The following is a 23,234-nucleotide window of genomic DNA, read 5'->3' on the forward strand; positions in this document are numbered from 1 at the left end:
AGGCAGCCATGCGCACCCAGCGTTGACAACCACGGATGCGAGAGTAGCCTTTTAGGCCAGCAGAGCGGGACCAACCGCTCGCGGCACCGGGAGAGAACGCCATGACGATCGCCATCCGTCAGCTTCAGAAACATTTCGTCGGCGAGGTTTCGGGCCTCGACCTGCGCAAGCCTCTCACACCGGAGGAAGCGCGCGAGGTCGAGGCCGCCATGGACAAATACGCGGTGCTCGTCTTTCATGACCAGGACATCAGCGACGAGCAGCAGATGGCGTTTGCGCTGAACTTCGGGCAGCGCGAGGACGCGCGCGGCGGCACGGTGACCAAGGAGAAGGATTACCGGCTGCAGTCCGGCCTCAACGACGTCTCCAATCTCGGCAAGGACGGCAAGCCGCTCGCCAAGGACAGCCGCGCGCATCTGTTCAATCTCGGCAATTGCCTGTGGCATTCCGACAGCTCGTTCCGCCCGATCCCGGCAAAATTCTCGCTGCTGTCGGCGCGAGTGGTGAATCCGAAGGGCGGCAACACCGAGTTCGCCGACATGCGCGCGGCCTATGACGCGCTGGACGATGAGACCAAGGCGGAGATCGAGGATCTCGTCTGCGAGCACTCGCTGATGTATTCGCGGGGATCGCTCGGCTTCACCGAATACACGGATGACGAGAAGGAGATGTTCAAGCCGGTGCTGCAGCGGCTGGTGCGGACCCATCCCGTGCATCGCCGCAAGTCGCTTTACCTGTCATCGCATGCCGGCAAGGTCGTCAGCATGAGCCTGCCCGAAGGACGCCTGTTGCTGCGCGATCTCAACGAACACGCGACGCAAGCCGAGTTCGTCTACGTCCACAAATGGAAGCTGCATGACCTCGTGATGTGGGACAACCGCCAGACCATGCACCGCGTGCGCCGCTACGACCAGTCGCAGCCCCGCGATATGCGCAGGGCAACCGTCGCGGGCACCGAGCCGACGGTGCAGCAGCAGGCGGCGGAGTAGGCTGAGCAATCAGCCTTAGGTCAGGAGCCATACAGCCTCAACGAATTCCGTCATTGCGAGCGCAGCGAAGCAATCCAGAATGCCTCCGCGGAGACAGTCTGGATTGCTTCGTCGCAAGGGCTCCTCGCAATGACGATGGGGCGAGAGCTACGCCAAGCCGCTACCAGCTACGCGTGCCCGGCCTCGTTCGAGAGCATGCCGGGGTCGATGCCGATCTTGCGCAGGGCGCGGCCGTATTTCTCGTCGACGTCGTCGCCGAAGATCAGGTCCGCGTCGGCATCGCAATGCAGCCAGCCGTTACTCTGGATCTCGGTCTCGAGCTGTCCCGGCGCCCAGCCGGCATAGCCGAGCGCGAGGATGGCGTGCTTGGGACCGGATCCGTTGGCGATCGCGCGCAGGATGTCCACGGTCGCGGTGAGGCAGACGCCGTCGTCGATACGCAACGTCGCCTTCTCGATGTAGAAGTCGCTGGAATGCAGCACGAAGCCGCGGCCGGTGTCGACGGGACCGCCTTGCAGCACCTTCATGCTCTCGGCATTCCCCGGCAGCTTGATGTGCTCGCCCTTCTTGATGATGCCGAGCTGCTGCAGCAGTTCGGGGAAATCGATGCTGCCTGCCGGATGGTTGACGATGATGCCCATGGCACCTTCGGCGGAGTGGGCGCAGAGATAGATCACCGAGCGTTCGAAGCGGGGATCGCCCATCACGGGCATCGCGATCAGGAGGCGGCCGTCGAGGTAACCGGCCGAATTGGGGAGCGCGACACCCGCGCCGCGGGTGCCTTCGCCCATCCTCTTGCCAGTAGGAGCCATCGCTGAAGCACTCCGGTTTCAATTCCTATCCTGATGTCGGGCCGGGCCGCTGTCAAATCAAGGCTTGCCGAGATTTGATTCGAGTGCATCCATCACAAGCAATTCAATGGTTTGCCCCGGGGTGACCCTGTAAAGACGTGCCATGCTCACACAAGTTCCCCTGCGTGCGGCGATTGGCGTCGTGACAACCCTGTTTGCGTCGTCGCTGGCGCTAGCCGCTCGTGCCGACGACGCCTCACCCTGGCAGCGTGACGGACATTCCGCGGTGCGGCTGCTCGCGGGGTCGCGCAGCGGCGCCGTGCTGCTCGGCGGTATCGCCTTCCAGCTCCAGCCCGGCTGGAAGACCTATTGGCGCATGCCCGGCGATTCCGGCGTCCCGCCGCGGTTCGACTTCTCCAAGTCGGACAATGTCGAAGCGGTGACGGTGATGTGGCCGGCGCCGCTGAAATTCGACGACGGCGCGGGCGGCCATTCGATCGGCTATCACGACCAGGTCGTGCTGCCGCTGCGCATCGTCGCCAAGGCCGCCGACAAGCCGGTGACCCTGCGCGCCGAGATCAACTATGCGGTGTGCGAGAAGCTCTGCATTCCCGTCGAGGCCAATGCCGAGCTCGGCTTCAACAGCGTCGCCTCGACCGAGGACGCGAACCTGCGTGCCGCGCTCGACACCGTGCCGAAACCCGCCACGATCGGCGATCCCAACCAGCTGACCATCCGCGACGTCAAGCGTGACGGGCCCAAGAACGTGATCGTCGACGTGGTCGCGCCCGACAGCCGCAACGTCCATCTCTACGTGGAAGGGCCGACGCCCGATTGGGCGTTGCCCATTCCCGCACCGGTCAAGGAGAGCCCGGCCGGCGTGAAGCGCTTCTCGTTCGAGCTCGACGGACTACCCCCGGGCGCCAAGCCCGACGGCGCGGCGCTGAAGTTCACGCTGGTCGGGCCGGACAAGTCATACGAGTTCAATACGAACCTGGACTAATCGTCGTCCCGGCCCCGGCTGTCGTCCTGGACAAGCGAAGCGCAGATCCAAGACCCATTACCCCAGGACGCAGTTTGGCGAAGGCTGGTAACCGGGAATCTTCGTCAAATTTTTCCCTGGGGTAATGGGTCCTGGCTTTCGCCAGGACGACGAGGCACCCAACCGAATCTTAACGAATGGTTGCTAATCCCCAAGCCTACCGCAGCAAGCCTGCCGCAGCATGCGGAACGCCTGGGGACTCTTCGTGGCCGTGATGGATGCACAACCCGCAACGACCGGACCGGCCGGGCTGATCGCGCGGCTGCGGGCCAGGCTCACGGGCGGATCGAGCGAGGCGTCGCTGACGCGGCGGCTGGCGGGCACCATCTTCATCATCCGCGTGATCAGCGCAGGCCTCGCCTATTTCTCGCAGGTGCTGCTCGCGCGCTGGATGGGCACCTCCGACTACGGCATCTATGTCTATGTCTGGACCTGGGTGCTGCTGCTCGGCAGCATGATGGATTTCGGCATCTCGGCGTCCGCGCAGAAGATCATTCCGGAATACCGCACCAGCGGCGCGCATGCGCTGCTGCGCGGCTTTCTCTCCGGCAGCCGCTGGCTGACCTTTGCCGCCTCCGCGCTGGTGTCGCTTGGCCTTGCCGGCCTCGTCAGGCTGCTCTCGCCCTGGATCAATCCGGCCGAGGTGCTGCCGCTCTATATCGGCTGCATGACGCTGCCGGCTTTCGTCGTCGCCAACACCCAGGACGGCATCGCGCGCTCGCATGACTGGATGCAGCTCGGCCTGATGCCGCAATTCATCATCCGCCAGGGGCTGATCATCGGCATCACGGCCGGCGCGTTCCTGCTCGGCTACCATCTCGGCGCGGTCGCGGCGATGGTGGCGAGCGCGGGCGCTGTGTGGATCGCGATGACCGGGCAGATGGTGGTGCTGAACCGCAAGCTCGCCGGGCACATCGAGCCCGGACCGAAGGCCTATGACGTCAGGGGCTGGCTCGCCATCTCGTTGCCGATCCTGCTGGTCGAGAGCTTCTACCTGCTGCTGTCCTACACCGACGTGCTGGTGCTGCAGCAATTCCGCCCCTCCGACGAGGTCGGTGTCTACTTCGCCGTGGTGAAGACGCTGGCGCTGGTGTCGTTCATTCATTACGCGATGTCGGCGACGACCGCGCATCGCTTCGCCGAATACAATGCGCTCGGTGACAAGGCACGCCTGTCGGCTTACGTCGCGCACGCCATCAACTGGACGTTCTGGCCGTCGCTGGCGGCGACCATCGTGCTGCTCGCGCTCGGCAAGCCGCTGCTCTGGCTGTTCGGGCCGCAATTTGTGATCGGCTACGACATCATGTTCGTCGCCGCCATCGGCCTCGTGGTGCGCGCCGCGATCGGGCCGGTCGAGCGCCTGCTCAACATGCTGGGCGAGCAGCGGATCTGCGCCCTCGCCTACGCCCTGGCCTTCGTGATGAACCTGGTGCTCTGCCTGATCCTGGTGCCGCGTTACGGCGGCCATGGCGCCGCGGCCGCGACGTCGATTTCGCTGACCTTCGAAACGGTCCTGCTGTTCTGGATCGTGCGGCAGCGCCTGGGGCTGCACGTGCTGGCGTTCCGCAGATAGGCGCTGTGAGCCCTGCCCTTACGAGGGAACGGCTGTTTCGCCGGAAGTTGCAAAAAGAGGCGAAACTCCTGCTCATTCTGGGTCGGCAGCATGATTTTTCTTATTCCATCCAAGTAGTTGCACCTCAGGGAAAGTTTATTCTACGTCATATTGCTCAACCGACGCGATAAACCTAAGATTCCCTGGACATGATCGATCCACTCTATGTGGCCTCCGGATTTGGCGTCGGCCTGCTTGTCGGGATGACCGGCGTGGGCGGCGGCTCGTTGATGACGCCGCTGCTGATCCTGCTGTTCGGCGTCCACCCCTCCACCGCTGTCGGCACCGACCTGCTCTATGCCGCCGCCACCAAGACCGGCGGCAGCGTGGTGCATGGCTGGTCGCGCAGCGTGCACTGGCCGGCGGTGCTGCGGCTCGCCTGCGGCAGCATTCCGGCGAGCGCGCTGACGCTGCTCGTGCTGTGGAAGCTCGACCTGAAAAGCGATGCCGAGCGCAGCCTCGTCAATCTCGTGCTGTGCTTCGCGCTACTGCTCACAGCGACCTCGCTGATCTTCCGCAAGGCGATCATGGAGCGCTATCGCAGGAGACTGGAGCAGGTCGACGAGCGCACCACGGCGATCGCGACCGTCGTCACCGGCATCGTGCTCGGCGTGCTCGTCTCGATTTCCTCGGTCGGCGCCGGCGCGGTCGGCGTGACCGTGCTGCTGATGCTCTATCCGCGCCTGCCGATGGCGACGATCGTCGGCTCCGACATCGCCCATGCCGTGCCGCTGACGCTGGTCGCCGGCATCGGGCACTGGGCACTGGGCGACGTGGACTGGGGTCTGATGGGCGTGCTGCTCATGGGCTCGCTGCCCGGCATCATCGTCGGCAGCTACAGCGCAACGCGCGTCCCGGAAACGGTGCTGCGCCTGACGCTTGCCACCGTGCTGTTCGTGGTCGCCGGCAAGATCGTGTTCGCGGAGCTGAACCTGTCGTCGGCCATCGTGACGGCGCTGGCCTGGACGCATTGAGCGGGAGGCTGCTGCCTCAGCCTCGCTCTCGTAGGGTGGGCAAAGCGAAAGCGTGCCCACCACCTTTTTCGATCAGGTACTGAGCGTGGGCACGGCGCTTTCGCGCCTTTGCCCACCCCACGGATCTGTCGTCCTGGAGACAGGGCTGCGCCCTTACTCCGCCGTCCAGCCGCCGTCGATCGACAAATTGGTGCCGGTGATCTGCGCGGCATCGTCGCCGCACAGGAACAGCGCCAGCGCCGCGACCTGCTCGGACGTCACGAACTCCTTGGTCGGCTGCGCGTCGAGCAGAACGTCGTTGATGACCTGCTCGCGCGTGAGGTTGCGCGCCTTCATCGTGTCGGGGATCTGCTTCTCCACCAGCGGGGTCCAGACATAGCCGGGGCTGATGCAGTTGCAGGTGATCTTGTGGGTCGCAACTTCCAGCGCCACCGTCTTGGTGAGGCCGGCGATGCCGTGCTTAGCGGAGACGTAGGCCGACTTGAAGGGCGAGGCGACCAGCGAATGCGCCGAAGCGGTGTTAATGATGCGGCCCCAGCCCTTCTTCTTCATGCCGGGCACGGCGGCGCGGATGGCGTGGAAGGCCGAGGACAGGTTGATCGCGATGATCTGGTCCCACTTCTCGACCGGGAACTCCTCGATCGGCGAGACGAACTGGATGCCGGCATTGTTGACGAGGATGTCGACCGAGCCGAACGACTTCTCGCCGAGCGCGATCATGCCGGCGATCTCGGCCGGCTTGGTCATGTCGGCGGGCGAGTACACCGCCTTGACGCCGAAATCGGACTCGATCTTGGCGCGCTCCTTCTCGATGTCTTCAGGGGAGCCGAAGCCGTTGATGACGACATTGGCTCCGGCAGCGGCAAAGGCACGCGCGTAGGCGAGCCCGATGCCGCTGGTCGATCCGGTCACGACGGCGTTCTTGCCTGACAGAGTACCCATGTTATTCGCTCCTTTTTGGCGGGGGCGCGGTGACGTCCCCCGTGAGATCGTAGGTCACCATGGTCTCGCCGGACTGCGGCTGCTCGAGCCAGTCCTTGTGACGCATCGACAGATGCACGTCGCGCACGCCGGCTTCCCAATGCTCGACCATGGCGACATGCGAGAAGTCGTAGTCCTTGGACGAGGATTCGTAGTTCTTGCTGCGGTAGATCAGGTGCACCACGGTGACCGTGCTCTCACGAGATGCCTTGGCAAGGAATTCGACGGAAGGGTCGTTCTTGAGATAATCGGGCAATTTGGAAATCAGGTCGCGCACGGCCCGGCGCGCATTGTGAATCTGCTTGTTCTTGTCCGTATTCATGCGCGTACGGCTGGAGAAGCGGATGTCCTTCTCGCGCTCGGTCGCTTCGAGCAGCGAGTTCGGCAGATCGCCGCGCGCGGAAAACAGGTCGACCTGGAAGATCAGCATGTCGCGCGCGAGCTCGGCGTCGAGCACGTAGTCGAGCGGCGTGTTGGAGGCGATGCCGCCGTCCCAATAGTGCTCGCCGTCGATGATCACTGACGGAAAGCCCGGCGGCAGCGCGCCGGAGGCCATGATGTGCTCCGGGCCGATCTTCTTGCCGAGCTTCTTGAACTCGTAATTGTCGAAATATTTGAAGTTGCCCGATGTGACGCCGACCGCGCCGACCGAGAAGCGCGTCTTGAGGTCGTTGATGCGGTCGAAATCGACCAGGCGCTCCAGTGTCTTCTTCAGCGGCGCGGTGTCGTAATAGCTTTCCGCCTCGGGATGGCCCGGCGGCCACATCGGCGCGGGCGGGACGCGCGGAACGAAAAAGCCGGGCACGCCGAAGGTCGCGATCAGCGCGGCGCTGGTCGAGTTGAACAGCTCGCGGCTGTGATCGCTCTTGCCGACCGGCTTCCACGGCACCGGCGCCGAGACCATCTCCCAGAATTCCTTCAGCCGCTTGACGCGGGTGTGGCCCTCATTGCCGGCGATGATGGCGGCGTTGATGGCGCCAATGGAGATGCCGGCGACCCATTCCGGCTCGAAGCCGTAGCCGCACAGCGCCTGATAGGCGCCGGCCTGATAGGAGCCGAGCGCGCCGCCGCCCTGCAGGACCAGGACGCTTTGGGCATTCGCGGGGACGCTGGCGGATTCCGGGCTATGATCTGTCATAAGGGAACAATAGCAAATGGCGCGCCACCGTGGCGACAGTCCGCCGCGGCGTCAATGCATCCCGGGATCAAGTCTGGCTTATCGCTCGGTCGAGGCCAGGATCATGGTCCAGAACACCTTGTACTTGGTGCCCGGAGCATAGCTCGCCGCGATGCCCAATTTTGTGACACCGCTCTTGAGCATGTTGGCGCGGTGCGGGGGCGAGTCGCGCCAGCCGGAAAACGCTTCCGCCAGCGTATGATAGCCGGCCGAGACGTTCTCGACCGCGACGGTCGCGGGATAGCCGCCGGTGGCGAGCCGCTTGGCCAGCGGCGCGCGGACGTCATGGTCCATCTTGTTGGCGGCCGCCATGGCGCCCGACTGGGATTCGGCAAGCCGCATCAGGTCGGGGTCGATCACGACGGCGCCGAGCATGTTGTTCTGGCGGTATTGCGAGATCATGATCGCGGCCGCCTGAGCATCGAGCTTGGCGCCCGGGACCGCCATGTCGGTATACATCGACGGCTGCTGGACCGGCGCGTCGTTGCCAGCACAGCCGGCGAGCAGCAAAATGATGAGAATTGCGGCCGCAGCGCGCATGGTCAGGAGCCCCCAATGAGGGGCCGTTGTTGCATACCAACCGTGGCTGAAAGGTGAATTTTGAGGAAAATCGTCGCTATCGTCCCGGGGCGACAGGCCTCAACCCGCAAATATCCGGTAGCGGCGGGGATTGAGGCCGATGGTGTCGCCGGCACGGAGTTCCTTGTCGCGGGGGGCATCGATCTCGATGGTTTCGCCGCCGGATAGCGCCACTTCGGCCCGCTGCACGGGGCCGAAATTGCGGACATGCTGGACCGCGCCCTCGAAGGCGCCGCTGCCGGCCGGGCCGACCAGCATGTCATGTCGCCGTACGAACAGCTTTGACGCGCCAGGCGCCAGGCCCTCAGCCGCGAGCTGAAGCGGCCGGTCGCCGAGCCTGATCACGCCGCCATCGACCTGGACCGGCAGCTCGATGGACTCGCCGATGAAGCCGTGCACGAAGGCCGTCGCGGGGCTCTCATAGACGTCGTCGGGCGAACCGATCTGCTCGATCCGGCCCTTGTCCATCACCACCACGCGGTTGGCGACTTCCAGCGCCTCCTCCTGGTCGTGCGTGACGAAGATCGAGGTCACGTTGATCTCGTGATGCAGCGAGCGCAGCCAGCGGCGCAGCTCCTTCCGCACCTTGGCATCGAGCGCACCGAAGGGCTCGTCCAGCAAAAGGATGCGCGGCTCGATCGCGAGCGCACGGGCGAGCGCGATGCGCTGGCGCTGGCCGCCGGAGAGCTGGCTCGGATAACGGTCGGCGAGCCAGTCGAGCTGCACGAGGTCGAGCAGCTCCTTGACGCGCGCACGGATGGTCGCTTCGTCCTTCCGGACGGCGCGCGGCTGCACGCGCAGGCCGAAGGCGACGTTCTCGAACACGCTCATGTGGCGGAACAGCGCGTAGTGCTGGAACACGAAGCCGACGTGGCGCTCGCGCGCGCCCTGCGCCAGCGCGTCCTCGCCATTGAAGGAGACTTCGCCGGAATCGGGCCAGTCGAGACCGGCGATGATCCGCAGCAGCGTGGTCTTGCCGGAGCCGGAGGGGCCGAGCAGCGCCAGCAGCTCGCCATTGTCGACCTTGAGGTCGACACCGTCGAGCGCGGCAAAGCTGCCGAACTTCTTGACGAGATTTTTGACTTCAATGGTCATTGACGTCTTGTCCTTCGTCGAGGTGACGTTCGAGAACGGTCTTTGCAATCAGCGTGATCAGCGCCAGCATCGCCAGCAGCGAGGCGATCGCGAAGGCGGCGACGAATTGGTATTCGTTGTAGAGGATCTCGACCAGCAGCGGCATGGTGTTGGTCTCGCCGCGGATGTGGCCGGAGACGACCGAAACCGCGCCGAACTCGCCCATCGCACGCGCATTGCAGAGCAGCACGCCGTAGAGCACGCCCCATTTGATGTTAGGCAGCGTGACGCGGAAGAAGGTCTGCAGGCCCGAGGCGCCGAGCGAGATCGCGGCCTCCTCCTCCTGCGTGCCCTGCTCCTGCATCAACGGGATCAGCGCGCGCGCCACGAAGGGGAAGGTGACGAAGGTGGTGGCGAGCGCGATGCCGGGCACCGCGAACAGGATCTGGATGTCGTGATCCCTCAGCCAGCTGCCGAAATAGCCCTGCGCGCCGAACAGCAGCACGAAGACGAGGCCCGAGATCACCGGGCTCACCGAGAACGGCAGGTCGATCAACGTGATCAGGAAGGTCTTGCCCGGGAATTCGAATTTCGCGATCGCCCAGGCGGCGACGAGGCCGAACACGAGATTGAGGCCGACCGAGATCGCGGCGACGATCAACGTCAGCTTGATCGCCGCCATCGCCTCCGGCTCGGCGAGCGCGGCGAAATAGGCCAGGACGCCCTTCGAGAAGGCCTGCGCGAACACCACCACCAGCGGCAGCACGACGAAGACCGAGAGGAACAGCACCGCCAGCGTGATGATGGCAATCCGCACCGCGGGCGGCTCGGTCCGGAGGCTGTCGCGTGCCGCCGCCGCACGGGCCTTTTCACGGGCCTTGGCGTCGGAGGCCGAGAGCGACACCGTATCTGCGATCTGCATCGTCATCGCATCCTCCCTCACCGCACCGGGATCCGGCTCTGCGCCCAGCGCTGGAGCCGGTTGACGGCGAAGATGATGACAAAGGACACGACGAGCATGACCACCGCGATGGCGGTCGCATCGGCATAGCGGAATTCAGAGAGGCGGATCACGATCAGCAGCGGCGCAATCTCCGAGACGTTCGGCAGATTGCCGGCGATGAAGATCACCGAGCCGTATTCGCCGACCGCGCGGGCGAAGGCGAGCGCGAGGCCCGTGAGCAGCGCCGGCGCGAGCGACGGCAGGATCACGCGGATGATGGTCTGCCAGCGGCTGGCCCCGAGGCTACCCGCGGCCTCCTCGATCTCGGGATCGAGATCCTGGAGCACCGGCTGCACGGTGCGGACGACGAAGGGGATACCGATGAAGATCATGGCGACGAAGATGCCGACCGGCGTGAACGCCACCTTGATGCCGAGCGCGGCAAGCGGCGCTCCCAGCCAGCCCTTCTCGGCGAACAGCGCGGTCAGCGCGACGCCGGCCACCGCCGTCGGCAGCGCGAACGGCACGTCGACGATGGCATCGAAGATGCGACGGCCGGGAAAGCGGTAGCGCACCAGCGCCCAGACGATGACGCTGCCCATCACCAGATTGACGCAGGCCGCCGCGAAAGCGAGCCCGAAGGACACACGAAGCGCGTTCAGGGTGCGGCGGCTGGAGAGGATGTTCCAGAACTGCTCGGGGCTGAGCTCGAACGATTTCAGGAACAGGCCGGCGAGCGGAATCAGGATGATGATGGACAGCCAGGAAAGCGTCAGTCCCATGGTGAGACCGAAGCCCGGCAATGTCCGGCGTCGTGCTGCGAGTGCGCTCACCAGGCCCCCTGTTGCCCCTCCGACGGCGCCCGATCAGTTCTTGTAGATCTGATCAAAGACGCCGCCGTCGGCAAAATGTTCCCGCTGCGCCTTGGTCCAGCCGCCGAAAACGTCGTCGATCGTGAACAGCTCGACCTTGGCAAAGGAATTCTCGTACTTTTTGGCGATCTCCGCATCGCGCGGACGGTAGAAGTTGCGCGCGGCAATCTCCTGGCCCTCCTTGGTGTACCAGTACTGGAGGTAGGCGTCGGCCGCATTGCGGGTGCCTTTTTTATCGGCAACCTTGTCGACGATCGCGACCGGCGGCTCGGCGAGGATCGACAGCGGCGGTGCCACGATCTGGAATTTCTCGGGGCCGAATTCCTTGAGCGCGAGATAGGCCTCGTTCTCCCAGGCGAGCAGCACGTCGCCGACGCCGCGCTCGACGAAGGTGACGGTGGCGCCACGCGCGCCGGTGTCGAGCACCGGGACCTGCTGGAACAGCTTGCCGACGAACTCCTTGGCCTTGTCGGCCGAGCCGTACTTCTTCTGCGCGAAGCCCCAGGCCGCCAGATAATTCCAGCGTGCACCGCCCGAGGTCTTCGGGTTCGGCGTGATCACGGCGACGCCCGGCTTGAGCAAATCGTCCCAGTCCTTGATGCCCTTGGGATTGCCCTTGCGTACCAGGAAGACGATGGTCGAGGTGTAGGGGGACGAATTCTGCGGCAGACGCCTCTGCCAGTCGGCCGCGGTGAGACCCTTGTTCGCGACGGCGTCGATGTCATAGGCGAGCGCCAGCGTCACCACATCGGCCTGCAACCCGTCGATCACCGCACGCGCCTGCGAGCCGCTGCCGCCATGCGACTGCTTGATCTCGACGCTCTTGCCCGTTTCCTTCTGGTAGGCGGTCGCGAATGCCTTGTTGAACTCGACATAGAGCTCGCGCGTCGGATCGTACGACACGTTCAAAAGATTGATGTCAGCGGCGAGAGCCGAGCTTGCCCAGAGGAGTCCTGCAGCGAGCGGAACGATACGGCGCATCATGTCCATCTCCATTCACTCCGACGACGTCAATGTCGGCGAAGACATGCAGGCGAAACTCGTGGCGAAACACTCTCAAGTCAACGGAACCGGATTTTCTTGTTTGAAGCGGGGCAGCGCGGCTGTGCTACGAAGTCTTCATCGTGTGAATGCCGCATTCTGTCTTGGCCCGGCCGCGCCAGCGACCCGCGCGCTCATCCTCGCCTTCGGCCGTTCTGCTCGTACAAGGCATACACCCAACCGAGCGAAAACCGGACGCCGCAAGTGGATGACGCGGCAATTTGGCGCGGACGAAGATCGCCTCGAGTTCCTCACGCGAGACGTTGGCGAAGGGATTGAACTTCAACCGCGCACCGTCATCCTCGACGACGGGAATATCGGCGCGCGCATTTCCCTGGAAGCGCTTGCGACCGTTGAGCCAGGCATCGAACGGTTTCAGCGCACGTGCCAGCGGCTCCACTTTACGAATGCGGCAGCAGGCGTCGGGATCGGAGAACCAGAGATCGCGGTCGGGATCTTCGGCCGACAGCGTCTCCTCGGCCGGCTTGATCGAGCGGACATCCTTGAGGCCCAGCGTCGCGATCAACGTGTCGCGATAGGCCAGCGTCTCCTCGAACAGCCAGCCGGTGTCGAGGAAGATCACGGGGATCGCAGGATCGACATCCGCCATCACCTTGAGCAGCGTTGCCGATTCCATGCCGAAGGACGACACCAACGCCAGCTTCTCGCGCCCGACGGTCTTCAGCGCCGCCGCGATGACCTCCGCAGGCGAAGCATCGCGCAAGGCGCGATCAAGCTTCGCCGCGGAAGGCAGCGCAGAGGCTGGCACCGATGAAACCTGGGGCGCGATCGCGTTCACGTGCCGACACCTTCGGAGTGACGCAGCTGCATGCGCCGGTGCAGCGCCGTGATGCGGCCGTCGCCGGTCGGCTGGTAGAACACCGAATAGCGCTTTGCGGTCTGCATGAAGGCTTCCGCGTCGGCCTGCTTCTTGACCTCGAAGGAATCGAAGCCGGCACGCAGCATGAACACGAACTGGTCGCGCAGCACCTGACCCGTGGCGCGCAACTCGCCGCGATAGTTGTAACGCTCGCGCAGCAGCCGCGCCTGGCTGTAGGCACGCCCGTCGCGGAAGCTCGGGAACACCAGCGCGACCACGGCGATCTTGCCGAGATACGGCACCAGCTCGGCGATGTCGCGGTTGTTCGGCCAGATCACACCGATCTTGCCACCACGCTTGAGCAGCGCCTCGGCCTCGCCGAGGAAACGCTCGGCCGGCACCAGGATGTCGCCGCCCTCGGGCAGCGGCGTGTCGACGGCCAGCTTGACGAAGCTGTCGTCGGCGATTTTTCCGCCGTTAACGAGTGGCATAGACGCGCTCCTTGAAGGGTTCGACGCCGAGACGCTTCACCGTCTCGACGAACAGCTCCTCCGGCCGCTCGCGCAGCGCCAGATAAGCCTCGACAATGTCCTCGACGACGTCGGCGACCTCGTCGAACTTGACGCCGGGGCCGATCAGATTGCCGAGCGCGGCATTCTCGTCGGCACGGCCGCCGATGGTGATCTGGTAGACCTCCTCGCCGTTCTTCTCGACGCCGAGAATGCCGATATGCCCGACATGGTGATGGCCGCAGGCATTGATGCAGCCGGAGATGTTGATGTGGAGACGGCCGATCAGATTGGCCAGCTCGTGATTGGCGAAGCGCCGCGTCAGCTCCTGCGCGATCGGGATCGAGCGCGCATTCGCCAGCGAGCAATAGTCGAGGCCCGGACAGGCGATGATGTCGGTGATCAGGTTGACGTTCGGTGTCGCCAGGCCAAGCTTGTCGAGCGCCTTCCACAGCGCCGGCAGGTCGCGCTTGGCGACATGCGGCAGCGCGAGGTTCTGCTCGTGGCCGACGCGGATCTCGCCGAAGGAATATTTGTCGGCGAGATCGGCGAGCGCATCCATCTGATCGGCCGTGGCGTCGCCGGGAGGCGCGCCGATCGGCTTGAGCGAGATCGTGACGATGGAATAGCCCTGCACCTTGTGCGGGGCCACCGAGTTCTTGCGCCAGGCTTCGAACTCGGGATCGGCCGCGGCCTGCCGCAGCTCGTCCGGCATGTGCGGCAGCTTCTCGTAGGTCGGGTAGATGAAGCGCGAGCGGATGTCCTCGATCACCTCGTCGTCGATCTGGAGCGAGGAGTTGCGAAGGTGCTGCCACTCCTCCTCGACCTCGCGGGAGAATTTCTCGATGCCGAGCTCGTGCACCAGGATCTTGATGCGCGCCTTGTAGATGTTGTCGCGGCGTCCGTACTGATTGTAGACGCGCAGGATCGCCTCGATATAGCTGAGGAGATCGCGGCCATGGACGAAATGCTTGATGGTCTTGCCGATGAACGGCGTGCGGCCGAGGCCGCCACCGACCAGCACTTCGAAGCCGGTCTCGCCCTTCTCGTTCTTGATCAGGCGCAGGCCGATATCATGAACCTTGATCGCGGCGCGGTCATGGTCCGACGCGGTGATGGCGATCTTGAACTTGCGCGGCAGGAACGAGAATTCCGGATGCAGCGTCGTGTGCTGGCGGATCAGCTCCGACCAGATGCGGGGATCCTCGATCTCGCCGGGCGCGACGCCGGCCCACTGATCCGAGGTGACGTTGCGCATGTTGTTGCCGGAAGTCTGCATCGCATGGATGCCGACTTCGGCGAGATCGGCCAGCGCGTCCGGCAGGTCCGACAGCTTGATCCAGTTGAACTGGATGTTCTGCCGCGTGGTGAAATGGCCGTAGCCGCGGTCGTATTTGCGCGCGACATGGGCGAGCGCCCGCAACTGGTTCGTCGCCAGCGTCCCATAGGGGATCGCGACGCGGAACATGTAGGCGTGCAGCTGCAGATAGACGCCGTTCTGCAGGCGCAGCATCTTGAATTCGTCCTCGGTGAGTTCGCCCGAGAGGCGGCGCTGCACCTGGTCGCGGAATTCCGAGACGCGCTCGTTGACAAGCGTGCGGTCGATTTCGTCGTAAGCGTACATTGAAGAGTGCCTTAACCCTGAGCCGGCAGCTCGATGGTGACGCCGGCCTTGCGGATCTGTTCGCGCAGATTGCCCGGCTTGATCGCACCGTCGTCGCCGAGCTCCACCGGCGCGATATAGGGACCGATCGCGCCGACGTCATCGGCAACGGCCTCGGCAAGCAACGCCTTCGCCTCGTCGGAGTTGCGCACGATTGCGGCATCGGCCAGTTCCGCCGACCAGCCCTTGTCGGCCGTGCGGTAGACGACAATGCCGTCCCAGGTGCGGTTGGCGGTCACGATGGAGGGACCGGCGATCTTGATTTTCTGTTGCAGTGGGGAGGTCATTCGGCAGCATCCAGGAGGTCAGAGATGATTTGTTTGGGTGTTTGGCGGCGAAGCGAGCCGGCATGCCGGACCACGTCGCCGATGATGAGGATGGCGGGACCGCCTTGGGTCCGCCGCACGAGCTCGGGCAGGTCACGCAGCGTGCCGATCGCGCCTTGCGCGTCGGGCCGCGTGACGCGGGCGAAGACGCCGACCGGGGTCTCCGGCGAGCGGCCGGCTGCGAACAGGCCGGCGCGAACCGCGGGCGCCGCGGTCATGCCCATATAGACCACGACGGTCATCCTGGTGTCGGTCAGCGTCGACCAGTCCACGGCTTCCGCGTCGCGCGCCTTGTGCGCGGTGAGGAAGGTGATGCGGGTCGCTTCGTGACGATAGGTGAGCGGCACCTCGAAATCGGCTGCGCCGCCGAGCCCTGCGGTGATGCCGGGGATGATCGAATAGGAAATGCCCGCTGCGCGCAGCGCTTCGACTTCCTCGCCGCCGCGGCCGAACACGAAGGGATCACCGCCCTTCAGCCGCACCACGCGCTGGCCGGATTGCGCGGCCTCGATCATGCGCTTGTTGATGGCGTCCTGGCCGATGCCCGGCTTGCCGACGCGGCGGCCGACCGGCACGCGCGTGGTATCGCGACGGATGCGGTCGAGAATTTCGGGCGAGACCAGCTCGTCGTGGAAGACGATATCGGCGTCCTGAAGGGCGCGCAGCGCCTTGATGGTGAGAAGGTCAGGATCGCCGGGACCTGCGCCCACCAGCGCGACCGAGCCTTCCGGCTTGTCCGCGCGTGCGAAATCGGAGGGATCGGCGATCGCCTTGAGCGACGCGTCCGCCTCGGCCTTACGGCCGGCGAGCACGGCGGCGCCGATCGGGCCGTCGATGACGCGCTCCCAGAAGCGGCGGCGCAGCGGAAACTCGGCAATGCGCTCGTTGATGGATTTGCGGAAGCCGCCGATGAACTCGGCGAGCTCGCCGATGCGCGCCGGCAGCAGCGCCTCGATCTTCTCGCGCACGCGGCGCGCCACCACCGGCGAGGTGCCGCCGGTGCCGACCGCGACCACGACGTCGCCGCGATCGACGATCGCCGGGAAGATGAAGCTGGAATGCTCGAGATCGTCCATGACGTTGACGGGCAGGCCGAGCGACTTGGCGCGGACCGACATGGCAACGCCGACATCGCCCGCGCCGGCGCAGACGATGGCGATGACACCCGAGAGGTCGGCGGTCAGCGGATCACCGGCCGCGATTTCGATGTGCGCGGCGGCGTCGGTGCCGAGGCCGAGATCATCATTGCCGTCGATCGCATGCACGCGAAGGCGCGCGCCGGCAGCAATGAGCACGCGCAGTTTTGCGCGCAAAAGCTCACCCGCGCCGATGAGGACCACCGGACCGGCCTTGAGATCGAGGAACACCGGCAAGAACCGCATGCGATACTCGCTTCCCCCACATCCGGGGTTGACTGGAATTATTTTCTATATATGTGTCGTTTCGAGCGCGCAAAGAGAAAATTTTTTCTTCTCTTCTGCACCGCAACTATAGAAAATTCGCCTCCAAACGCAAAGTGGCAGAGATGCATCTTCTCAGGACCGATTCCGGTGCAGATGGACGGGACTTCCGCCCCGCCGTTTCCGAGCAAATTCCAGTCGGGCTGACCGCCCCCAGCATGGACCATCTCGACCAGCTCGAGGCGCAGAGCATCTACATTTTTCGCGAGGCGTTCGCCCGTCTGAAGAAGATCGCCCTGCTGTGGTCGCTCGGCAAGGACTCCAACGTCATGATCTGGCTGGCGCGGAAGGCATTCTTCGGAAAGATGCCGTTCCCGGCCCTCCACGTCGACACCGGCAAGAAGTTTCCGGAGATGTATCGCTTCCGCGATCATTACGGGAAGGAGTGGGAACTCGATCTGCGCGTTGAGCCCTGCCCGCCCATCGATGCCGTCGACCCAACGCTGCCGCCAGCCGCCCGTTCCGCCGCGCGCAAGACGGAAGGGCTCAAGATGGCGCTCGCCAAATACGGCTTCGACGGCCTGATCGCCGGCATCCGCCGCGACGAGGAAGCGACCCGCGCCAAGGAACGCGTGTTCTCGCCGCGCGGCCTGGAAGGCAATTGGGACGTGCGCGACCAGCCGCCTGAGTTCTGGGACCATTTCAACGCCTCGCCGCCGCAAGGCGCGCACTTGCGCATTCATCCGATTCTGCATTGGACCGAGGCCGACATCTGGGCCTATACCAAGCGCGAGAACATCCCGATCATCCCGCTCTATTTGTCGAAAGACGGCAAGCGCTACCGCTCGCTGGGCGATCAGGACATCACCAACCCCGTGAACTCGACCGCGTCGACCATCGACGAGATCCTGATCGAGCTCGAACAGACCAAGGTGCCGGAGCGTGCCGGACGCGCGCTCGACCACGAGACCGAGGACGCCTTCGAGCGCCTTCGCGTCGCCGGCTATCTCTGATCTCCAGGACGCGAGCGCGATATGAACATGATCGTCACCCCCTCTTCGTCCGCGACGCCGAACGGCACCACGCGACCGCAGGTCCGCATCGTCATCGTCGGCCATGTCGACCACGGCAAGTCCACGCTGGTCGGCCGCCTCCTGCACGAGACCGGCAGCCTGCCCGACGGCAAGCTCGAGATGCTGAAAGCCGTCAGCGCGCGGCGCGGCATGCCGTTCGAATGGTCGTTCCTGCTCGACGCGCTGCAGACCGAGCGCGACCAGGGCATCACCATCGACACCACGCAGATCCGCTTCCGCACCAATTCGCGCGACATCGTGCTGATCGACGCGCCCGGCCATGCCGAATTCCTGCGCAACATGATCACCGGCGCCTCGCAGGCCGACGGCGCGGTGCTGATCATCGATGCGCTCGAAGGCGTGCGCGACCAGACGCGGCGGCACGGCTATCTCCTGCATCTGCTCGGCGTGAAGCAGGTCGCGGTCGTCGTCAACAAGATGGACCGCGTCGACTTCTCGGCCGACCGCTTCAAGGAGATCAGCGACGAGATCTCCGCGCATCTCAACGGCCTCGGCGTGACGCCGACCGCCGTGATCCCGATCTCCGCGCGCGACGGCGACGGCGTTGCCGAGCGCACCGACCGCATCCGCTGGTACAAGGGCCCGACCGTGGTCGAGGCGCTCGACCAGCTTGAGCCGGCGCGTCCGCTCGAAGCGCTGGCGCTGCGTTTGCCCGTGCAGGCGATCTACAAGTTCGACGACCGCCGCATCGTCGCGGGCCGCATCGAATCCGGCAGCCTCACCGCGGGCGACGAGATCGTGATCATGCCGGCCGGCAAGATCGCAAAGATCAAGACCGTCGAGAGCTGGCCGGCGACGCCGGTCGAGGGACGGCAGGGCGCGGGCCGCTCGGTCGGCATCACGCTCGACCGCGAATTGTTCATCGAACGCGGCGACATCATCGCGCATGCCGGCACCGCCCCGCGCGAGACGCGCCGCCTGCGCGCGCGTATCTTCTGGCTGCACGACAAGCCGCTCGCCAAGGGCGATCAGCTCCTGGTCCGCTGCGGACCGAAGGAAAGCCGCGCTACCGTCGTCGCCATAGAGAAGGCGGTCGATCCCGGCGAGCTGTCGAGCTCCGAGAACAAGGCGATCGGCCGCAACCATGTCGGCGAGATCGACATCTCGCTTTCGAATCCGATTGCCACCGATCCCTACACCGAGAACCCGCGCACCGGCCGCCTCGTGATCGAGGTCTCCGGGCGCATCGCCGGCGGCGGCCTCGTGCTGTCGGTCGATGCCGGCCAGCGTGCGGTGCCGGTCGACATCGTGCCGGTGGAATCGGCACTGCGGCCTGACGAGCGCTCGGCGCGCTATCAGCACAACGGCGCCGTGGTCTGGCTCACCGGCCTGCCGGCCTCCGGCAAGTCGACGCTGGCGAAGGCGCTGGAGCGGCGGCTGTTCACCAATGGCGGGTCGCCGATCCTGCTCGACGGCGACACGCTGCGCGCAGGCCTCAACAGCGATCTCGGCTTCTCCGCCACTGACCGCAGCGAGAACATCCGCCGCCTCGCCGAAGTCGCGACGCACCTCGCCCGCAACGGCCACATCGCGATCGTCGCCGCCGTCTCGCCGGCGCGCGAGGACCGCGCCACCGCGCGCCGCATCGCCGACACCGCGTTCCGCGAGGTTCATGTCGCGACACCGGCCGAGGTGTGCGAGGAGCGCGATCCCAAGGGCCACTACAAGAAGGCCAGAGCCGGCGCGCTGGCCTCGTTCACCGGCATCGGCAACGACTACGAGCGGCCTGAGGCCGCCGAGCTCGTGATCGACACGTCGAAGCGGACGGTCGCCGAGGCAGCAGACGAGATCGAGCAGATGCTGAAGACCTCGGGCGTGCTGTTCGACGAAGTCGTGGACCTCGCCGCGAATATCTAAGGCACGCCGCCCCCTTGCGGGGCGGGTCCGAGCGAACGCCTCGTCCTTCGAGACGACCGCTGCGCGGTCTCCTCAGGATGAGGCTAAGCCGCAGCTCAGCTTGCTGGAATTGCTGCCACATACTCCGCCCTCATCCTGAGGGCCCGCCGAAGGCGGGCGTCTCGAAGGATGGCCGCGGGCCGAGCGTCCCTCCACATTCTGCCGCACACGCGATGCCCTCCCCCGCAAGGGGAGGGGGCGCGGTTGCGCGCGTGGCGCGGATTTGGGCTCGATCAAGTTGGGCGGGACCGCGCTTGTAAAAAGCGTCACGCCCTCACCTCTTCTTGACATTTTGACAGACCTTTGGGGGTCTTCTCACCGCCCCGATTTTGGGGCTAATAGGTCCCGAAAGCCGCCCCCTGTGGGCGCATTTTGCTGCTGTCGGGTCAAAAGCAGCCAAAAACAGCCATTTCCAACAAGAAAGCCCATCATGAAACGCGTCGACGCCCACGGATTGAAGATCGCACCCGTCCTGTTTGACTTCATCGCCAAGGAAGCGGCCCCGAAAACGGGGATCGCGCCGGATGCGTTCTGGGCCGGGGTTGCAGGCATCATCAAGGACCTGGGGCCGAAGAACCGCGCGCTGCTGGCGGTGCGCGACACGCTGCAGGCCAAGATCGACGACTGGCACCGGGCCAACAAGGGCAAGGCGTTCGACCTCGCCGCCTACACCGCCTTCCTGAAGGAGATCGGCTATCTCGTCCCGGAGCCGGCGACGCAGAAGGTCGAGACCGCCAATGTGGACGAGGAGATCGGCAAGATCTGCGGCCCGCAGCTCGTCGTTCCCCTCACCAATGCGCGCTACGCGCTGAACGCAGCGAACGCGCGCTGGGGTTCGCTCTACGACGCTTTCTACGGCACCGATGCGATCCCGCACGACCCGTCCGAAGGCGGCAAGGGTTACAACAAGGCCCGTGGCGATAAGGTCATCGCGAAAGCAAAAGCGTTCCTCGATGCCGCAGCGCCGCTGGCGACCGGCAGCCACACCGACGTCACCGCCTATAGCGTGGTCGCGGGCCAGCTCGCGGTGAAGCTGAAGAGCGGCAACGCCACCGCACTGAAGAACGCCGCGCAGTTCGCCGGCTTCGAGGGTGAGGCTGCTTCGCCGAGCGCAGTGCTGCTCGTCAACAACGGCCTGCATGTCGAGGTGAAGATCGACCGCAGCAGCGCGATCGGCAAGGACGATCCGGCCGGCGTCGCCGACATGATCATGGAAGCCGCTGTCTCCACTATTCTGGACATGGAAGACTCGGTCGCCGCGGTCGATGCCGAGGACAAGGTTCTGGTCTACCGCAACACGCTCGGCCTGATGAACGGCACGCTGTCCGCCGATTTCGAGAAGGGCGGCAAGACGCTGACGCGCTCGCTCAATGCTGACCGCAGCTACAAGACGCCGGACGGCAAGGGCGAAGTGAAGCTGCACGGCCGCAGCCTGCTCTTGATGCGCAATTGCGGTCACCACATGTTCACCGACGCGGTGCTGGACGAGAAGGGCGAGGAAATTCCGGAAGGCCTGCTCGATGCCGCCGTGTCCGGCCTGCTCGCCATCCACGATCTCAAGGGCAATTCCAAGGTCAAGAACAGCCGCACCGGCTCGGCCTATATCGTCAAGCCGAAGATGCACGGCCCGGACGAGGTGTCGCTGACATGCGAGATCTTCGACCGCGTCGAGAAGATGCTGGGCCTGCCCGAGAACACGCTCAAGGTCGGCATCATGGACGAGGAGCGGCGCACCACCGTCAACCTCAAGGCCTGCATCCAGCGCGCCTCCAAGCGCATCATGTTCATCAACACCGGCTTCCTCGACCGCACCGGCGACGAGATCCACACCTCGATGGAAGCGGGTCCCATGATCCGCAAGAACGAGATGAAGGCGCAGGCCTGGATCAAGGCCTATGAGGACTGGAACGTCGACATGGGCCTGATCGACGGCCTGCCCGGCCATGCCCAGATCGGCAAGGGCATGTGGGCCGCGCCCGACAAGATGGCCGACATGCTTCAGCAGAAGATCGGCCACCCGCAGGCCGGCGCCACCACGGCGTGGGTGCCCTCGCCGACTGCGGCGACGCTGCACGCGCTGCACTACCACCAGGTCAACGTCATCGCGCGCCAGCAGGAGCTGACCAAGGGCGGCCCGCGCGCCAAGCTCTCGGACATCCTCACCATTCCGGTGTCGAAGTCGAACTGGGCGCCCGACGACGTCAAGCAGGAGATCGACAACAACTGCCAGGGCATCCTCGGCTACGTCGTGCGCTGGATCGACCAGGGCGTCGGCTGCTCCAAGGTGCCCGACATCCACGACGTCGGCCTGATGGAAGACCGCGCCACCTTGCGCATCTCCAGCCAGCATCTCGCCAACTGGCTGCACCAGGGCGTGATCACCGAAGCGCAGGTGATGGAATCGCTCAAGCGCATGGCCGTCGTCGTCGACAAGCAGAACGCGGGCGACGCGATCTACAAGCCGATGGCCCCCGCCTTCGACGGCGTCGCCTTCAAGGCCGCCTGCGACCTGATCTTCAAGGGGCGCGAGCAGCCGAACGGCTACACCGAGTACATCCTCACCGCGCGCCGCCGCGAGGCCAAGGCGGCCGGTTGAGCCCGCTCATTCGAGTGTCAAAAGCCCCGGCGCGAGCCGGGGCTTTTTTGTTGGGCCTAGCCAGGATGGAGCGAGACACGTCGTGGGCGAAACGTCGCGGCGTAGCGAGGAACGGCCGCCCACACGTCGCGTTGTCGGGCCATCAGCAACGGGAGATGCACATGGACTGGAACCGCATCGAAGGAAACTGGAAGCAGTTCAAGGGATCGGCCAAGGAGAAGTGGGCCAAGCTCACCGACGACGACCTCACGCTGATCGAGGGCCGCCGCGAGCAGCTCGAGGGCCGGCTCCAGGAACGCTATGGCAAGGCCAAGGACCAGGTTCGTCAGGACGTCGACGACTGGCTGAAGTCGCTGCACTAGCGCAGTACGAACGAAGCCCCGGCGAAAGCCGGGGCTTTTTGTTACGCTCGTAGCCCGGATGAGCGAAGCGACATCCGGGACCTTTGCTGCGGCACCCTGGATGCGCTCATCCGGGCAACGTACCGTCGCTAGAACACCGCGAGATATTTCAGCAGCGACACGATGCCGATGATGATGACGATCACGCGCGCGATCTGCTTGGCGCGGCCGTCCATCGGCAGCATGTTGATCAGATAAAGAACGAGAATGATGACGAGAAAGGTGACGAGTACGCCAACCAGCATCGCGAAGCCCCCTTCTGGCAAGTTGCGAACGTTATCTTAACGCTCGTCTCGCGCGCTGGTTCCATCGCCGCAACCCCCTGCAACTTCTAGTAAATACGTACTTCTACCGTAGAGCGGGATGCCTAAAACTTTACCCTTTTCCTTTCACATGCGGAAACCGTTTGGGCCTTGAAGCGCAAACGGCATGTGATTGCTGATTCTTGCAGGCC

At 64.9% G+C, this 23,234-nt stretch carries 22 protein-coding genes; 8 read left to right on the forward strand and 14 right to left on the reverse strand.

What is annotated here, in order from left to right; genetic code table 11:
- Positions 1 to 101: 101 nt before the first annotated feature.
- Positions 102 to 989 (forward strand): TauD/TfdA dioxygenase family protein, encoded by an 888-nt coding sequence (locus A7X65_RS36340; RefSeq protein WP_063694199.1) that lies wholly within the window; start codon positions 102 to 104, stop codon positions 987 to 989.
- Positions 990 to 1,156: 167 nt separating this feature from the next.
- Here A7X65_RS36340 and A7X65_RS36345 read toward each other — a convergent pair whose 3' ends face one another.
- Positions 1,157 to 1,801, reverse strand: a complete 645-nt coding sequence (locus A7X65_RS36345) for a YqgE/AlgH family protein (RefSeq protein ID WP_063694200.1) — start codon at positions 1,799 to 1,801, stop codon at positions 1,157 to 1,159.
- A 142-nt stretch (positions 1,802 to 1,943) separates the two neighbouring features.
- Between A7X65_RS36345 and A7X65_RS36350 the strand changes: the two genes are divergently transcribed.
- The 3 genes from A7X65_RS36350 (at position 1,944) to A7X65_RS36360 (ending at position 5,408) form a co-directional block, all read left to right on the forward strand.
- On the forward strand, positions 1,944 to 2,783 hold the full coding sequence (locus tag A7X65_RS36350) for a protein-disulfide reductase DsbD domain-containing protein (RefSeq protein ID WP_063694201.1): 840 nt from the start codon (positions 1,944 to 1,946) through the stop codon (positions 2,781 to 2,783).
- A gap of 244 nt (positions 2,784 to 3,027) precedes the next feature.
- Complete coding sequence (locus tag A7X65_RS36355) at positions 3,028 to 4,395, forward strand: flippase (protein ID WP_063694306.1); 1,368 nt, start codon at positions 3,028 to 3,030, stop codon at positions 4,393 to 4,395.
- A 188-nt stretch (positions 4,396 to 4,583) separates the two neighbouring features.
- A complete protein-coding gene (locus tag A7X65_RS36360; protein WP_063694202.1) occupies positions 4,584 to 5,408 on the forward strand; it encodes a sulfite exporter TauE/SafE family protein in 825 nt (274 codons plus the stop codon).
- A gap of 153 nt (positions 5,409 to 5,561) precedes the next feature.
- Here the strand turns inward: A7X65_RS36360 and A7X65_RS36365 are convergent, their stop codons facing one another.
- From A7X65_RS36365 to cysG, 12 genes are all read right to left on the reverse strand, one after another.
- On the reverse strand, positions 5,562 to 6,350 hold the full coding sequence (locus A7X65_RS36365; RefSeq protein ID WP_063694203.1) for a 3-hydroxybutyrate dehydrogenase: 789 nt from the start codon (positions 6,348 to 6,350) through the stop codon (positions 5,562 to 5,564).
- A gap of 1 nt (position 6,351) precedes the next feature.
- Positions 6,352 to 7,527 (reverse strand): DUF3734 domain-containing protein, encoded by a 1,176-nt coding sequence (locus A7X65_RS36370; protein WP_063694204.1) that lies wholly within the window; start codon positions 7,525 to 7,527, stop codon positions 6,352 to 6,354.
- Between the two features lie 78 nt (positions 7,528 to 7,605).
- Entirely contained in the window at positions 7,606 to 8,106 is a 501-nt protein-coding gene (locus A7X65_RS36375; RefSeq protein WP_063694205.1) for a CAP domain-containing protein, read from the reverse strand.
- 99 nt (positions 8,107 to 8,205) lie between these two features.
- Positions 8,206 to 9,240 carry a sulfate/molybdate ABC transporter ATP-binding protein gene (locus A7X65_RS36380; RefSeq protein ID WP_063694206.1) on the reverse strand — a complete coding sequence of 345 codons (1,035 nt, stop codon included), beginning with the start codon at positions 9,238 to 9,240 and terminating at the stop codon, positions 8,206 to 8,208.
- Positions 9,230 to 10,147, reverse strand: a complete 918-nt coding sequence (cysW, locus tag A7X65_RS36385; RefSeq protein ID WP_063694207.1) for a sulfate ABC transporter permease subunit CysW — start codon at positions 10,145 to 10,147, stop codon at positions 9,230 to 9,232. The genes A7X65_RS36380 and cysW overlap by 11 nt, the downstream gene beginning before the upstream one ends.
- Before the next feature lie 11 nt (positions 10,148 to 10,158).
- Positions 10,159 to 10,995 carry a sulfate ABC transporter permease subunit CysT gene (gene cysT / locus A7X65_RS36390; RefSeq protein WP_082885187.1) on the reverse strand — a complete coding sequence of 279 codons (837 nt, stop codon included), beginning with the start codon at positions 10,993 to 10,995 and terminating at the stop codon, positions 10,159 to 10,161.
- Between the two features lie 33 nt (positions 10,996 to 11,028).
- Positions 11,029 to 12,030, reverse strand: coding sequence for a sulfate ABC transporter substrate-binding protein (locus A7X65_RS36395; RefSeq protein WP_145668315.1), 1,002 nt, complete (start codon positions 12,028 to 12,030; stop codon positions 11,029 to 11,031).
- A gap of 112 nt (positions 12,031 to 12,142) precedes the next feature.
- Entirely contained in the window at positions 12,143 to 12,874 is a 732-nt protein-coding gene (locus A7X65_RS36400; RefSeq protein ID WP_063694209.1) for a phosphoadenylyl-sulfate reductase, read from the reverse strand.
- Entirely contained in the window at positions 12,871 to 13,386 is a 516-nt protein-coding gene (locus A7X65_RS36405; protein WP_063694210.1) for a DUF934 domain-containing protein, read from the reverse strand. Before A7X65_RS36405 ends, A7X65_RS36400 begins: the two co-directional genes overlap by 4 nt.
- Positions 13,373 to 15,028 carry a nitrite/sulfite reductase gene (locus A7X65_RS36410; protein WP_063694211.1) on the reverse strand — a complete coding sequence of 552 codons (1,656 nt, stop codon included), beginning with the start codon at positions 15,026 to 15,028 and terminating at the stop codon, positions 13,373 to 13,375. Before A7X65_RS36410 ends, A7X65_RS36405 begins: the two co-directional genes overlap by 14 nt.
- An 11-nt stretch (positions 15,029 to 15,039) precedes the next feature.
- The gene (locus A7X65_RS36415) at positions 15,040 to 15,354 is read right to left on the reverse strand and encodes a DUF2849 domain-containing protein (RefSeq protein WP_063694212.1); all 315 of its coding nucleotides are present in this window, start codon (positions 15,352 to 15,354) and stop codon (positions 15,040 to 15,042) included.
- A complete protein-coding gene (gene cysG, locus A7X65_RS36420; RefSeq protein WP_063694213.1) occupies positions 15,351 to 16,775 on the reverse strand; it encodes a siroheme synthase CysG in 1,425 nt (474 codons plus the stop codon). The genes A7X65_RS36415 and cysG overlap by 4 nt, the downstream gene beginning before the upstream one ends.
- A 236-nt stretch (positions 16,776 to 17,011) precedes the next feature.
- Here cysG and cysD point away from each other — a divergent pair, with 236 nt between their 5' ends.
- The 4 genes from cysD (at position 17,012) to A7X65_RS36440 (ending at position 22,741) form a co-directional block, all read left to right on the forward strand.
- Entirely contained in the window at positions 17,012 to 17,806 is a 795-nt protein-coding gene (cysD, locus tag A7X65_RS36425) for a sulfate adenylyltransferase subunit CysD (protein WP_063694214.1), read from the forward strand.
- Between the two features lie 21 nt (positions 17,807 to 17,827).
- Positions 17,828 to 19,744 (forward strand): adenylyl-sulfate kinase, encoded by a 1,917-nt coding sequence (gene cysC / locus A7X65_RS36430; protein ID WP_063694215.1) that lies wholly within the window; start codon positions 17,828 to 17,830, stop codon positions 19,742 to 19,744.
- Positions 19,745 to 20,213: 469 nt separating this feature from the next.
- The gene (locus tag A7X65_RS36435) at positions 20,214 to 22,379 is read left to right on the forward strand and encodes a malate synthase G (RefSeq protein WP_063694216.1); all 2,166 of its coding nucleotides are present in this window, start codon (positions 20,214 to 20,216) and stop codon (positions 22,377 to 22,379) included.
- A gap of 161 nt (positions 22,380 to 22,540) precedes the next feature.
- Positions 22,541 to 22,741 (forward strand): CsbD family protein, encoded by a 201-nt coding sequence (locus tag A7X65_RS36440; protein ID WP_025033984.1) that lies wholly within the window; start codon positions 22,541 to 22,543, stop codon positions 22,739 to 22,741.
- A 128-nt stretch (positions 22,742 to 22,869) separates the two neighbouring features.
- Here A7X65_RS36440 and A7X65_RS42300 read toward each other — a convergent pair whose 3' ends face one another.
- Positions 22,870 to 23,025 (reverse strand): Thivi_2564 family membrane protein, encoded by a 156-nt coding sequence (locus A7X65_RS42300; protein WP_063694217.1) that lies wholly within the window; start codon positions 23,023 to 23,025, stop codon positions 22,870 to 22,872.
- Positions 23,026 to 23,234 lie beyond the last annotated feature (209 nt).

The organism is Bradyrhizobium stylosanthis (assembly GCF_001641335.1).
Lineage (GTDB): Bacteria > Pseudomonadota > Alphaproteobacteria > Rhizobiales > Xanthobacteraceae > Bradyrhizobium > Bradyrhizobium stylosanthis.